The 13,363-nt window shown below is 73.3% G+C and carries 13 protein-coding genes, 1 other RNA gene and 1 pseudogene; 10 read left to right on the top strand and 5 right to left on the bottom strand.

Annotation, left to right across the window (positions count from 1 at the left end; translation table 11 throughout):
- Positions 1–9: 9 nt before the first annotated feature.
- Both Acit_RS09935 and Acit_RS09930 read left to right on the top strand, forming a co-directional pair.
- Positions 10–393: a hypothetical protein gene (locus Acit_RS09935; RefSeq protein WP_248108635.1), complete on the top strand. Its 384-nt coding sequence runs from the start codon at positions 10–12 to the stop codon at positions 391–393.
- 89 nt (positions 394–482) lie between these two features.
- The gene (locus Acit_RS09930; protein ID WP_248108633.1) at positions 483–842 is read left to right on the top strand and encodes a histone-like nucleoid-structuring protein Lsr2; all 360 of its coding nucleotides are present in this window, start codon (positions 483–485) and stop codon (positions 840–842) included.
- Positions 843–920: 78 nt separating this feature from the next.
- Here the strand turns inward: Acit_RS09930 and Acit_RS09925 are convergent, their stop codons facing one another.
- Entirely contained in the window at positions 921–1,496 is a 576-nt protein-coding gene (locus tag Acit_RS09925) for an enoyl-CoA hydratase-related protein (protein WP_248108631.1), read from the bottom strand.
- Positions 1,497–1,716: 220 nt separating this feature from the next.
- Positions 1,717–2,454, bottom strand: coding sequence for an SDR family NAD(P)-dependent oxidoreductase (locus Acit_RS09920; protein WP_282436739.1), 738 nt, complete (start codon positions 2,452–2,454; stop codon positions 1,717–1,719).
- A gap of 188 nt (positions 2,455–2,642) precedes the next feature.
- On the opposite strand from Acit_RS09920, the gene Acit_RS09915 reads away from it, so the two are divergent.
- Entirely contained in the window at positions 2,643–3,608 is a 966-nt protein-coding gene (locus Acit_RS09915; RefSeq protein ID WP_248108627.1) for a potassium channel family protein, read from the top strand.
- Positions 3,609–3,663: 55 nt separating this feature from the next.
- Entirely contained in the window at positions 3,664–4,161 is a 498-nt protein-coding gene (locus tag Acit_RS09910) for a COG4315 family predicted lipoprotein (protein WP_248108625.1), read from the top strand.
- A gap of 54 nt (positions 4,162–4,215) precedes the next feature.
- Here the strand turns inward: Acit_RS09910 and Acit_RS09905 are convergent, their stop codons facing one another.
- Positions 4,216–4,863, bottom strand: coding sequence for an alpha-ketoglutarate-dependent dioxygenase AlkB (locus Acit_RS09905; protein ID WP_248108624.1), 648 nt, complete (start codon positions 4,861–4,863; stop codon positions 4,216–4,218).
- Between the two features lie 103 nt (positions 4,864–4,966).
- Between Acit_RS09905 and Acit_RS09900 the strand changes: the two genes are divergently transcribed.
- From Acit_RS09900 to tyrS, 4 genes are read left to right on the top strand one after another with little or no spacing between them, the layout of a single operon-like run.
- Positions 4,967–5,764: an NRDE family protein gene (locus tag Acit_RS09900; RefSeq protein WP_248108622.1), complete on the top strand. Its 798-nt coding sequence runs from the start codon at positions 4,967–4,969 to the stop codon at positions 5,762–5,764.
- Positions 5,765–5,774: 10 nt separating this feature from the next.
- Positions 5,775–7,199 (top strand): glucose-6-phosphate dehydrogenase, encoded by a 1,425-nt coding sequence (gene zwf / locus Acit_RS09895; RefSeq protein ID WP_248108620.1) that lies wholly within the window; start codon positions 5,775–5,777, stop codon positions 7,197–7,199.
- Positions 7,196–8,002 (top strand): SDR family NAD(P)-dependent oxidoreductase, encoded by an 807-nt coding sequence (locus Acit_RS09890; RefSeq protein ID WP_248108618.1) that lies wholly within the window; start codon positions 7,196–7,198, stop codon positions 8,000–8,002. The genes zwf and Acit_RS09890 overlap by 4 nt, the downstream gene beginning before the upstream one ends.
- Positions 7,999–9,396 (top strand): tyrosine--tRNA ligase, encoded by a 1,398-nt coding sequence (gene tyrS, locus Acit_RS09885; RefSeq protein ID WP_248108616.1) that lies wholly within the window; start codon positions 7,999–8,001, stop codon positions 9,394–9,396. The genes Acit_RS09890 and tyrS overlap by 4 nt, the downstream gene beginning before the upstream one ends.
- 118 nt (positions 9,397–9,514) lie before the next feature.
- On the opposite strand, the gene Acit_RS09880 is transcribed toward tyrS, so the two are convergent.
- Positions 9,515–11,599 (bottom strand): MMPL family transporter, encoded by a 2,085-nt coding sequence (locus Acit_RS09880; RefSeq protein ID WP_248108614.1) that lies wholly within the window; start codon positions 11,597–11,599, stop codon positions 9,515–9,517.
- 252 nt (positions 11,600–11,851) lie between these two features.
- On the opposite strand from Acit_RS09880, the gene Acit_RS09875 reads away from it, so the two are divergent.
- The gene (locus Acit_RS09875; protein ID WP_248108613.1) at positions 11,852–12,181 is read left to right on the top strand and encodes a rhodanese-like domain-containing protein; all 330 of its coding nucleotides are present in this window, start codon (positions 11,852–11,854) and stop codon (positions 12,179–12,181) included.
- A 46-nt stretch (positions 12,182–12,227) separates the two neighbouring features.
- Here the strand turns inward: Acit_RS09875 and ssrA are convergent.
- Positions 12,228–12,579: a transfer-messenger RNA gene (gene ssrA / locus Acit_RS09870) on the bottom strand.
- A 288-nt stretch (positions 12,580–12,867) separates the two neighbouring features.
- On the opposite strand from ssrA, the pseudogene Acit_RS09865 reads away from it, so the two are divergent.
- Positions 12,868–13,363, top strand: a pseudogene (locus Acit_RS09865) (hypothetical protein); the annotation flags it as partial.

The raw sequence follows: 13,363 nt of genomic DNA, 5'->3' as shown, positions 1-13,363 counted from the left end.
GGGGCGTCGGTGGTCATGCTGGTGGGCGGCATGGCCATCGCGATGGCCGTTGCTGCGACGAACGGCTGGACGGCACTGCTCGCCATCGGGCCGATCGTCCTCGTCATCGCCTTTGGCTCTGTTCGCCTGGCTCGGAGGGACGACGACCTCGGTGCTCTGCTGCGGGGGCAGCCCGACGAGCGCCAGCGAACCCGGCGTTTGCGGATCCAGGCGTTCGTCGGGCGGGTCACCGCTGTGACGGCCGCCGGCGCCTACGTGGGAGCGGTTACGGCGAGAGCCGCTCTTTGGCCCTTCGCCGTGGCCCTGGCCCTGGCCCTACCGTGCCTGGCCCTCGTTGCCGGTTGGATCCGGTATCGAGAGGGTGCCGTCGAGCCCGGTGAAGGGGAGGGCTGAGGGTGGTGTCGAACCGCATCACACCCGGGGCTCGGCGCTTGGCTGTTCATTTGGAGTGGGCCAATCAGTTTTCGCGCTATGCTGCGGCCATGGCAAAAACGGTCGTGACGCAGCTGACGGATGACATTGACGGGAGCGAAGCAGAGGAGACGGTCGTCTTCGGTCTCGACGGCAAGACCTACGAGATCGACTTGAGCAAGAAGAACGCCGCGGCACTGCGCAAGGCCTTGGCGGTCTACGTGGAGCACGCCCGCCCGACCGGTCGCGGGAGCCGGCGACGGGCCCCTCAGGGGAGTCGGGCGACCAGTGGACGGCGATCGGCGAAGACGCTCTTCTCGCAACTGGACGCCGAGGAGAAGGAACGGTTCCGGGCCTGGGCCGACATGCCAACGGCGCGGAGGATCTCCGACGCCCGCGTGCAGGAGTGGATCGACGCCGGTCGCCCCTGACGATCGGGCTCGCACGGACGAGGCGGTGCCGGTGCGTCCGAGGGCCGGCACCGCCTGTCGCGTCCAGCCCCGTTGGCCTCAGGAGGCAGGCGCGCTGGGGAACCGGGGTGGACGATGCTCCTGGAGGGCCTGGACGCCTTCCTTGGCGTCGGGCCCGAGGAAGGTGAGCATCTCGTAGGCGGCCGAGGCGTCGAAGATCGGGCCGGCAAGCCGCAGCCAGTTGTTCAGAGCCCGTTTGGTGAGCCGGAGGGCGGCTTGGGGTCCTCGGGCCAGTTGGGACGCAACGGCGAGGGCCTCGTCCATCAGTCGGTCGGCGGGCACGCAGCGGCTCACCAGGCCCACGCGCGCCGCCTCCTCAGCGTCGATGAAGTCGGACGTGAGCAGGAGGTCCTTGGCCTTGGCCATGCCGCAGAGCAGGGGCCAAAGGATGGCAGCGTGGTCCCCGGCGACGACACCCAGGCGAAGATGCCCGTCGGTCAGGCGGACGCCCTGCGCGGCGATGGAGATGTCGGCCAGCAGGGCCACGACGAGGCCGGCGCCGACGGCCGGCCCGTTGATGGCCGAGACGATGGGCGTGTCGCAGCGGAGCATCTCGGAGACGAGGTCCTGGGTCTCCTCGAGCATGGTCATGACTGCTCGGTAGTCCTCGGTCATCCGGCTGATCATGGCGAGGGTGGACGTCCCGCCAGACCCGGATCAGCTCCTGGTGCATGGGCTCGTGGGTGGCGTTCAGGCGTTCGGGCCGATTGAGGGTCATGACCACGACGCCCTGCCCTTTCTCCTCGAAACGCACGTACTGGTAGTCCGCGAACCGCATGGCTGCCTCCTGCTGTGCTCGGCCCAGGGTCGGGCTGGTCGGCTGGGGTGGGTTGGCTCACCCGGCCATGGTCAGACCGCCGCTGACCGAGAGGACCTGACCGGTCACGTAGCCGGCCTCGGGCGCGCAGAAGAAGGCCACGGCGGCGGCCACGTCCTCGGGCTGGCCCAGCCGGCCCATGGGCACCGCCCGCGCCAAGGCTTCTTGGAGGCGCTCGGGCTGGCGGCGGAAGAGTGGGGTGTCCGTCGGGCCCGGACAGACCGTGTTGGCCGTCACCTGGGCCCGGGCCGTCTCGCGGGCCACGGACTTCATGAAGGCGATCACCCCGCCCTTCGCCCCGGCGTACACCGTCTCGCCGCTGGAGCCCACCCGACCGGCGTCGCTGGCCACCGCCACCACCCGGCCGGCCCGCTGGGCCAGAAGGCGGGGCAGCAGGGCGTGGGTGATCCGGACTACGCCCAGGTAGTTGATGGCCACGACCTTCGCCCAGAAGGCCGGGTCGGTGTCGACGAAGGGCCGGGTCTCGTCCCAGCCGGCGCAGTGGACCACGGCCCACAGGGGCGGGAGGTCCTCGTCCAGGCGGGCGGCCAGGCGCGAGCCCGCGCTCTCGTCCGTGACGTCGAGGTGCGCCGTCGCAATCTGGCCGGGCGCCTCGGCCGCCAGGCGCTCGAGGCCCGCCTCGTCGAGGTCAGCGGCGAGGACCGCCGGGTAGCGCTGGGCGAGGAGCAGGGCCGTGGCCCGACCGATGCCCGAGGCCGCGCCCGTCACCACTACGGTGCCGCCGGTTGCCGCCATCTGCGCGCCTTCGTCGTGCTCCATGTCCACCCCCACGTCTCGCCCGCTCCGGCTCGCTGCCCGACGTGCGGCCGGCTGCCCCGGGGTCCCGAAGCACGGTAGCGGGCGGGAGAGGGGGACGGGAACGGGAACGGGCGACGTCCCGAGCAGCAGCCCCGGGCCCCGTCCCAGGTGGCAAGCTGCTCCCGGTGCCGGCCATCCTCGCCCTGCTGGTCTCGAAGCTCAAGCGCTCCCAGGCCATCCGCCTGGTGCTGGTCGGGGTGGTCTGCCTGCTGGGCGGTGCCGCCGGGTTCGCCGCCACCCAGCACGTCTCCTTCGGCACGGCCGTCTACTGGGCCATCACCACGGCCACCACCGTGGGCTACGGCGACGTGACGCCGAAGAACGCCGTGGGCCGGGCCATCGCCTCGCTGGTCATGCTGACCACCATCCCCCTCTTCGCGTCGGCCTTCGCCCTCTTCGCTGGCGCTGTGGCCGCCACCCACCTGCGTAGGCTCCTCACCGTGGTCCGTCCTGAACCCAGCGGTGAGGAGGTCGTGATCTACGGCGGCGACCCGGTCGTGCCCCAGGTGGCCTCGGCCCTCTCCCGGGCTGGTCGGCGGGTGATCGTCGTGAGCGACGCGCCCCTCGGCGAACTGCCCGACGAGGTCCGGCTCCTGGCCCGGGACCCCACCTCGGAGGAGTCGGTCCGCCGGTCCCACCCTGAGCGGGCCGCGGAGCTGCTCGTGACCGGCCGCAGCGACGCCGACGTGCTCGTGACCGCCGTCTTGCTGCGCCGGGCGGCTCCTGCGGTGCCGACCGTAGCCCTGGCCCACTCGGCCCCGGTCTGCCAGGCCCTCCGGGAGCTCGGCGTCCCGGTCCAGGTGTCGGCCGACGAGCTCGTGGTGCAGACCCTGACGAAGAGCCTCGAGGCGCCCCACGCCGGACAGGTCCTGCTCCGGCTCGTCGAGTCCAACGGCTACCGCATGCGGGAGGTTCCGGTGGCCGCGGAGGAGGTCGGTCGATCGCTCAGCCAGGTCCGGGCGGGTCGCCAAGGCCTCGTCCTCGGCCTGGTCCGGGACCATGAGGTCCGCATCGGGATCACCGAGGACCCGGTCCTCGAGGGTGGCGACCAGCTGGTGGTCGTGGAGCCGGCCAGCGTCCCGACGCACTGAGGGTCGGCTGCCCCCGCTGGCCCGCCCCGGGGTGGCCGCTGGTACCGTCGAGGGCGTGATCGGACCGGGACGCCGATGGGTCGCACGCCTCGGGTCGGTCGTCGCCCTGCTCGGTCTCGGGCTCGGCACCAGCGCCTGCGCCGGAGGCCCACCGCCCCGCCCGCGCTTCACCCCCGGACCGACCGCCATGGTGCAGGCCGCCACCGTCGGCGGTCTCGGGAAGATCCTGGTGGACGGCAAGGGCATCACCCTCTACATGTTCACCCTCGACCACCGCGGCCAGCCCAGCGTCTGCTACCAGTTCTGTGCGGTGGAATGGCCGCCGCTGACGCTGCCCAGCGGGGTGACCAAACCCATCGCTGGCCCGGGGATCAAGGCGTCGCTGCTCGGCACCACCCGTCGGAGCAACGGCCAGCTCCAGGTCACCTATGACGGCTGGCCGCTCTACCTGTGGTACGGGGACACGGTGCCCGGCTCGACCAGCGGCCAGGCCCTGGCCAACGCCGGGGGGCTCTGGTACGTCCTGCGGCCCTCGGGCCAGATCGTCCGCTGAGCAGCCCGTCCCCGCTCACGTTCGTGCCCTCGGCCACCCCTGCGGCCTGCCGCCTCAGCGGACCCCGACGGGCCGGAACTGGACGCTGATCCGGGGGCGAACCGGTCGCTGGGTCTTCGGGACAGCGTGCTCGAACGTCCGCTGGCAGGACCCGCCCATGACCAAGAGGTCCCCGCTCGCCAGGTCGAAGCGCCACGTTGCGCCTCCGCCGCGAGGTCGGAGCAGGAAGCGCCGGGTGGCCCCCAGGGAGAGGATGGCGACCACGGTGTCCTCGGTCGCGCCCCGCCCGATGGTGTCGCCGTGCCAGGCCACGCTGTCCCGGCCGTCTCGGTAGCAGCACAGGCCGACCGTGCGGAGCGCCTCCCCGAGGACCGGTCGGAACCGGGCGTTCAGCACCGCCCGGGCCTCGGCCAGGGCCGGGTGGGGAAGCGGGTCGCTCGCCCCGTACCAGGCGAGCAGGCGGGGAACCGCCACCACCCGGTCGTACATGGGTCGCTCGGCCGCCCGCCAGGGCACCGTGTCGAGGAGCTCCCCGAAGAGCTGGTCGGCGCCGAGCACCCAGGAGCGGACCAGGACCAGCCACGCGCCCTGGCCAAGGTCCAGGCGGGTCTCCTCGACGTCGCCCCGTTCGCCCGGCCGGGCCGCCAACGAGCGCACGACCGGCCGGTCAGGGTCGAAGAGGGAGGGCTGCAGGGCCACCACCGCACCCCAGGCTAGCGCGGAGCCGAACAGGCGTTCGGGACCGGAGCGCTGCGACCGGGGCCCTGGGTTCCCGCCGGCGACCGCCCGCGTAGCCTCAGGCCCGATGTGCCTCCTGGTGGTCCTCCACCGCGTCGTCCCCGGCGCCGCCCTCGTCGTCGGAGCCAACCGGGACGAGCAGCTGGCCCGACCGGCCCGGGCCCTGGCCGTCCTCCGGCCGAGCCGACCTCGGGTCCTCGGCGGCCTCGACGAGCAGGCCGGAGGCAGTTGGCTGACGGTGAACGACGCCGGGGTGTTCGTCGGGCTCACCAACCAGCCCGACGGCCGGCCCCCGGATCCAGAGCGGCCATCCCGGGGCGCCCTCCCGGTGGCGGGGGGGACGGCCCGGAGCGCCTCGGCGGCCCTGGCGACCGTGGTTCGCAGCGCGGCCCGGTGCCACCCCAACCCCTGCGAAGTGCTGCTGGGGGATCGGACGAGCCTCTACTGGGCGGCGGTCCGCCCCCGGCGGCCCCTGCGGGCTGCCGCGCTCGGCCCCGGGCTCGTCGTGCTGGGCAACGCGCCCCTCGGCCGGTCCTCGGCCAAGACTGACCGGGTCCGGCGGAGCGCAGCGGCCCTCGTGGGCCAGCCCCTCGAGGTCGTCCTCGCCGGGCTGGCCCGGCTGCTCGCCGACCACGAGTCGCCGGCCGGTCACGGACGGGGCCAGGCGCCGGGGTCCCGCGGCGCCTGTTGCGTCCACGAGGACGGCTACGGCACCCGCTCGTCCCATCTCGTCGTCGTCCCCGAGCGACCCGACGAGCCGCCCCGACTCTGGGTCGCCGACGGCCCGCCCTGCCAGGTCCCCTTCGAAGCGGTCGACGCGCCCTGGGCGGAGCCAGCGACGACGGCGGCCCGGGAGGCCCAGTAGCGTCCGGGGGATGAGCCAGACCCGGGCGGACCAGCACAGCCGGCGCGCCGACGCCCTGGTGATCTTCGGCATCACCGGGGACCTGGCGGCCAAGATGACCTTCCGTGCCCTCTACCGGCTCGAGGAGCACGACCGGCTGCGCTGCCCGGTCTACGGGGTGGGTCGGCAGGACTGGTCGAACGAGGAGCTTGTCCGCCGGGCCCGGGCGGCCCTGGACCAGGGCGGCCTCCCGGTCGACGAAGCAGTCTTCGACCGTCTCGCCCGGCGCTTGCACTACCACGGCGGCGACCTGGCCGACCCCGCCACCTACCGCCGCCTGGCCGAGGAGCTCCAGGGGCGCACGACCCCGGTCTTCTACCTCGAAGTGCCCCCCAGCCTCTTCGCCACCGTCGTCCAGGGCCTTCACCAGGCCGGCCTGACCGAGGGGGCCCGGGTGGTCGTCGAGAAACCCTTCGGCCGCGACCTGGCCTCCGCCCGGGCCCTGGCCGCCGAGCTCCACCGGTACCTGGACGAGCGACAGCTGCTCCGGATCGACCACTTCCTCGGCAAGGAGCCGGTCCTCGACCTCCAGTACCTCCGCTTCGCCAACGCCGTCTTCGAGCCGCTCTGGAACCGTTCGCACGTGGCCGCCGTGCAGCTGACCCTGGCCGAGGACTTCGGGGTGGAGGGTCGGGGCGGCTTCTACGACCCGGTCGGGGCCCTTCGGGACGTGGTCCAGAACCACCTCCTCCAGGTCCTCGCCCTCGTCGCCATGGAACCGCCGGTCGGCGCCGGCCCCGATGCCGTCCAGGACAAGAAGCTCGAGGTGTTCCGGGCCATGCCGCCGGCCGAGCCGGCCCGAGCGGTCCGCGGCCAGTACCAGGGGTACCGGGACGTCGAGGGGGTGGCTAAGGACTCCACGACCGAGACCTTCGTCGCCCTGCGCCTGGCGGTCGACAACTGGCGCTGGTCGGGGGTCCCGTTCCTGATCCGGGCGGGCAAGAAGATGACCATGCGCTGTACCGAGGTTCGGGTCATCTTCCGCCGGCCCCCCCGCCTGGCCTTCCTCGACGAGCCGGCCCGGCCCGAACCGTCCCAGGTGGTGGTCCGCATCGACCCCGACCCCGGGGTCCGGCTGGTGCTTTTGGCCAAGGGCCACGACCGAGGTGTCCGCCGGGTCCACCTCGACCTCTCCTTCGCCGAGCAGCTCGGCGTGCCGCCCGAGCCCTACGAACGCTTGCTCCACGACGCGCTCGAGGGGGACGCGTCGCTCTTCAGCCGCCAGGATCTCGTCGAGGAGACCTGGCGCATCGTCCAGCCCCTCTTGGACTCGCCCCCGCCCCTCGAACCCTACGAGCCGGGCAGCATGGGCCCGCGGGGTGCCGACGAGCTCGTCCGAGGCCTGCCTCCCTGGCACGAACCCTGGCTCGAGCCGACCAGCGGGGGAGCCGGATGAGCGTCGGATCGACCGGGCAGGGAGCGGCGCCGCTCGTCGTGGTGACCGGGGCTTCCAGCGGCATCGGTGCCGCCCTCGTCCGCTCGGTGCCCTGGGGGGACGCCGAGGTCCTCGGGGTCAGCCGCCGACCCCCGGCCCCCCCGGCGCGGCACCTGGCCCTCGACCTCGCCGAACCGGCCAGCTGGGCGGCGCTCGCCGTCGCGGTCGCCGAGGCCCTCGACCGGCACCCCGGTGGTCGGGTCGTGGTCGTCCACGCCGCCGGCACCCTCGAGCCCATGGGCTTCGCTGCCCAGGTGGACCCCGAGGCCTACGAGCGAGCCGTGCTGCTCGGCGCGGCCACCATGGCCCTCGGCCAGCGCCTCCTCGGCGTGCTCGCCCGCCACGACGCCCCCCGGCACCTCGTCCTCCTCACGTCTGGCGCCGCCCGGACCGTCTATCTCGGCTGGTCCGCCTACGGAGCGGCCAAGGCGGCCATGGACCAGTGGTGCCGGATCGTCGGGGCCGAAGAGGCCGAGCGCGGCGGTGTCCGCATCCTGGCCGTGACGCCCGGGCCGGTCGACACCCCCATGCAGGCTGCCATCCGCGCCGCCTCGGCCGAGGCCTTCCCAGCCCGCGAACGGTTCGCCGAGCTTCACCGCCTCGACCAGCTGCCCCGGCCCGAGGTGGTCGCCGAGCGGATCTGGGCACTCCTCGACGAGGACCTGCCCTCGGGCACCGTCCTCGACCTCCGCCACCAGGTCATGGAGGCCGCGGGAACCGGGGCCTCCAGGAAGCCTGGTCCCGCAGCGGGGGGGGCGCGATGAGCCGCTTGCACGCGTCGGTGCAGGCGCTGCTCGGGCTTTTGGCCCGAGCCGACCTGCGAGACGACGCCGCCGTCGAGGACCTCCTGGCCGAGTCCACCGCCCGCCGGCAGCTCGACCTCTCGGACCTGGGCCCCGAGGAGCAGGCTGCCCTCCTGGCCAGCCGCTGCACGGACCTCCTGCCCTCGCCGGCGGCCTTCGCCGAGCGAGTGGTGCGAGCGCACACCGCGGGTCGGGCCTTCGTGGCGAAGTTCGGCATCGACCCGACCGGCCCCGAGGTCCACCTCGGCCATGCCGTCCCCATGATCCTCCTCTCTCGGGTCCAGCGGATGGGCCACCGGGTGGTCCTCATCGTCGGAGACCTCACGGCCCGCATCGGCGACCCCTCGGGACGCTCCGACGAACGGCCGCCCCTCAGTGCGGAGGACATCGCCGCCAACCTGGCCAGTTACGAGGACCAGATGCGGCCCTTCTTCGACCTTGCCAGCGCCGAGGTCCGCCGGAACAGCGAGTGGCTCGACCAGGTGACCCTGCCCCGGCTCATCGAGGTGACCGCCCGCCTGCCGGTCTCCATGGCCCTCCAGCGGGACGACTTCCGCCAGCGCCTTGCCGCCGGCCAAGGCCTCTCGCTCGCCGAGCTGCTCTACTCCGTCGTCATGGCCCTCGACTCGGTCGAGACCCGCTGCGACCTCGAGGTCGGCGGTATCGACCAGTTCCTCAACCTCCAGATGTGCCGAAAGGTCATGGAGCTCCACGGTCTCGAGCCCGAACTGGTGGCGACCACGCCCCTCCTCGAGGGGACCGACGGCAGCGGCGCCAAGATGTCGAAGTCCCGGGGCAACTACGTGCCGCTCCTCGCGCCCCCCGACGAGGTCTTCGGCAAGGTCATGTCGATACCCGACCACCTGGTCCGGCCATGGTTCGAAGCCTTGAGCGAGTGGCGGGACGAGGAGCTCGACCTCCTGACTGCCCGGCTGGCGGCCAAGGAGGTCCGGCCGGTCGACGTGAAGCGCCTGCTGGCGGGCGAGGTGACCGCTGCCCTCCACGGCCTCGAGGCCGCCATGGCCGCCCGGGCGGAGTTCGCCGCCCGTTTCGCCACTCGGACCTACGCCCAGGCCGACCTCCCCGTGGTGAGCGACCTGGCGGCGCCGCTGGCGGCCAGCCTCCGGGCCCTCGGGTTCGCGGGGTCCAACGGCGAGATCCGCCGGGCTGCCGCCCAGCGGGGCCTCCGCCTCGTGGTCGAGGCCGAGGGTGGCCAGGAGCAGGTGATCCTGGAGACGGGCGACGTACTCCGTCCCCTCGCCGACGTGCTCGCCGAACGCCTTGGCGAGCGTCTCCCGGCGAAGGCCCAGCTCTTCGTCAAGCTGGGACGGCACCTGGCTCGGGTGGGCCAGTAGGACCCGGCGGCCGTCCTGGCCCCGGGGGCCGCCGGGGCCAGGACCGGTCTCTCCTCAGCCGTTGTGGAGTTTGTGTGATGTGTTGTGAAACCGGGTCGTGCCCAGTGGACGACCCGCCTCAGTGGGAGAACCGGACCGCAGGCAGGAGTCGGGCCAACCACGGCGGGCAGTGCCACGCTCGGTGGTGACCGAGGCGGAGCACCACCGGGAGGAGGACCAGTCGGACGACGAGGGCGTCCAGGGCGACCGCGACGGCGAGGACCACGCCCATCTCCTTGGGGGCCAGGGGGCCCGAGAGGGCGAAGGTCAAGAAGACGGCGATCATGACGGCAGCCGCCGAGACCACGACCCGCCCGGAGGTGCGGACCGAGCCGAGCATGGCGTGCTCGGGATCGGCGGACCGCTCGAAGCGCTCCTTGGCGGCTGAGAGGAGAAAGAGGGTGTAGTCCATGGCCACCCCGAAGACCATGGCCCCGAAGAAGAGGGGGGCCCAGGCGTCGACGAAGCCCTGGGGGGTGAAGTGGAGCAGGCCGGCGAGGTGACCGTCCTGGAAGATCAGGCGGGCGACCCCGAAGGCCCCGGCCACCGAGAGGCCGGTCAGGAGGACGCCGGCCAGGGCGAGAAGGGGGGCCTGAAGGGCCACGAGGAGCAAGAGGAAGCCCATGCCGAGCAGGACGCCGTAGACGAGGGGGGTCTTGGCGGCCAAGGTGTGCTGGAGGTCCACGTTCTCCGCCGCTGCTCCCCCGACCAGGCTGCCCTGGGGAAGGGCTCGGCGGAGGCGGCCGATGGTGGCGGCGGTCGCCGGTGTGGAGGGACCGGTGGTGGGGACGACCTCGTTGAGGGTCCAGCCGGCGTGGGTCGGGCCGGGAACACTGGCCGCCACCCCGGGGAGCCGGGCCAGGGTGGTCAGGGCGTCGTGCTCCTCGGCGGCGGGCACGAGGACGTCGAGGGTGCCCGGGGCCCCGGGGCCGAAGGCGGTCACGATCTGCTCGTAGCCCACGCGGGCGTTGGCGGTCGGGGGGATGATGGTGATGGAGGGCATGGCGGTCCGGAGGCCCAGCGCGGGCCAGGCCGCCAGGGCCAGGACGGCGAGGGCCCCGAGGGCGGCGGGGAGCGGATGGCGCCAGAGGCCCCGGCCGACCCGGTGGAGGGCGGACTCCAGACGGTGCCCGGCCGGATGGGCGGGGGCGTGGCGGCGGAGCCGGACCCGACCCCGGTCGATAGCTAGGCCGAGTCGGCCGAGTACGGCGGGGAGCAGGGTCAAGGTGGCCGCCAAGACGGCCACGACGGCCAGCATGATGCCGAGGGCCATGGACCGGAAGGCGGGGCTGGGGACGAGGAGGATGGAGCCGAGGGAAGCGAGGACCGTGAGGGCCGAGAAGGCCACGGCCTTCCCGGCAGTGCCCATGGTCTCGGCCACGGCGGCCACGACCGCGTCGGGGGCACCGTCCTCGGCGCGGTGGTGGGCGAGAGCTGCTCGGAAACGGACCACGAGGAAGAGCGCGTAGTCGATCCCGAGAGCCAGGGCGAACATGAGGGCGAAGTTGAGGGCCCAGATGGAGGTTGGGGTGAGGTGGTTGACGAGGACCAGGGCGCCCGCCGCCACCGCCAGGCCGGCCAGGGTCAGCATGAGGGGGAGGCCCGCGGCGACGACGCTGCCGAAGGCGACGACCAAGATGGCCAGGGTCACCGGCCACGAGAGCATCTCCGAGCGCATCATGGCCGAATGGTTGGCGCTGTTGAAGTCCGCCCAGAGGGCGCTGTCGCCGGTGAGGGTGACGCTGACGCCGTCACGACCGAGGCGAGCCAAGGGGGCGGCCAGGGCGCCGGCCGCCTTGACCATGCGGTTGGGTCCGACCTTGGCGCCGGCGGTCACGACCGCCGTCCGGCCGTCGCGGGAGAGGGTGAGCCCGGGGGTCGGCGGCTCGACGACCGAGACCGCCGAGTCCCGCCGGAGGGTGGCCTCCACGCTGGCCAGCACCTGGCGACCCGCTGCGCTGGCCTCGAGGGGGCCCTGGCGGTCGTGGACGACCACCTCGAGGGCGCTCGAGCCCAGGCCGGCGAAGTCCCGCTGGATGACCTGTCGGGCTCGGACCGACTGGCTGGTCGAGCTGACCCAGCCGGCGCCCGCGAGTGAGGAGGTGGCTTTGGGGGCGAAGACCCCGAAGGCCACGACGACGAGCGCCCAGACCACGAGGACCACCCGTCGGCAGCGAGCGGCGCGTCGGAGCGTCGGTCGTCGACACGGTTGGTTCCTCCTCCGGTTCGGTACTGGCCAGGACCGCCGGGGTGTCCCCCGGCGGTGTGGTGCTCGGACGGACCGGGATGGGCCCGTCAATACCCGGGGGAGTATAGAGAGCGACGAGCGGTCCGCGGAACGGACACGCGTGGCCTCCGCGACCAGCCATGCTGGGGGTCGTCGCCAAGGGCAGAGACGGAGAGGAGGTCGGGAGCGATGGCCGAGGAGATCGACGTGAGGACGCTGGCGGCTCTGACCGAGACGGAGGAGCCGTTCATCCTCGATGTCCGCCGGCCCGAGGAGTACGTCGAGGCGCACGTCCCCGGCGCCCGGTTGGTTCCCCTCGACGAGCTCCCGGCCCGGCTGCAGGAGCTGCCGAGCGAGCGGCCGCTGGTGGTGATCTGCGCGAGCGGGGGCCGGTCGTTGCAGGCGGCGGACTGGCTCGCAGCCCACGGCCGCGAGGCCGTGTCGGTGGCCGGGGGGACCCGGGCCTGGGCCGAAGTGGGTCTCCCGGTGCATCGGGGGAGCGGCTGCTGTTCGGGCTGAGCGCACCGGGTCTGCCCCGGGGCGATGCCCACCCCGGGGGCGTGGCGAGTGGAGGTGGCGGGAATCGAACCCGCGTCCTCCGGCTTCTCAGCAGGCCTTCTCCGAGCGCAGCCGGCGAGGAGTTCTCGGGACCAGCCCCGTCGTCGGCGCCGGGACCGGTCCCCAGTCGGCTGGGATGTCCCCCTCGGCCTGCCGACCGGACCGAGGGGTGAGCCCTACGAGATGACGCCTGCGACCGACCCGTAGGGCTGGGGCCGGGCAGACGGGCTACCTAGCTCAGGCAGCCAGCGCGAGCTGAGGCTCGGCGTTTGTTTTGTGTTCCGGCTCTTTTACGTGGCTCCGGAGACCACGGCTCGCTTCTCCTGCCTTGACGACCGGAGTCGAAACCGATCACCCCCTTCGTGTCGCTGTCCAGGACAGGGACGCCAGCAGTCTACCAAGCCGCTCGGGTCGGACCTTCGGGCAGGTGGTCGGTCGTCTCGGCGCCGGAGGAGAGATCCGTCATCCAGGGGTGCGGGCTGCACCGTAGAGGGGGCGACAACGGACGTTGCGCTCGTTCGCCAAGCGGCGGGGAGCGACGGGGACGGTGCGGCCGGTGGGTCCCCTGGAGCAGACCACAGGGAACGCTGGCGCGCCGTCGCGGTGGACGGCCTCCGGTGTTCGACGCGGGAGGGACGGAGGTCGCAATGGAAGAGCAGCTCGACGCCGGGACCCGAGGACTGCGCCGGCGGCCCTGGCGAACTTCCTTTCTCCTGGCGGGAGCGGCCCTGCTCGCCAGCGGCGGGCTGGTTCTCGTGCCGGGGGTGGCCCACGCTGCCGGCAGCAGTCTGCCGGTGCTCCGGCAGGAACCGGCCGGATCGGCCCCGGTCGCCGAGGCCCTAGACCTCGCCACCCAGACCCTCTACGTCGCCGACAGCGCCCAGGCGGCCTCCGGCGTCGCCGTGCTCTCGACGGCCTGTAGCGGTGGGAGCTCGCCCTGTGGTGGGCCGGTGACCGAGGCCCGGGCCGGTCAGGGGCCCGATGCCCTGGCTCTGGCGAGTGGCTCGGGCCCCGCCACCCTCTACGTGGCGAACGCCGACGACAACACGGTGTCGGTGCTGGACGCCGCGACCTGTGACGCGAGCGACCAGTCGGGGTGCTCGCCGGTGGCCACGGTGTCGGTGGGGACGGCGCCGTCGGCCT

This window comes from Aciditerrimonas ferrireducens, assembly GCF_023130475.1.
Classification (GTDB): Bacteria; Actinomycetota; Acidimicrobiia; order Acidimicrobiales; family UBA8190; genus Aciditerrimonas; species Aciditerrimonas ferrireducens.
Note: the sequence above shows the minus strand (reverse complement) of the source record. Positions and strands in the feature narration are given on the sequence as shown.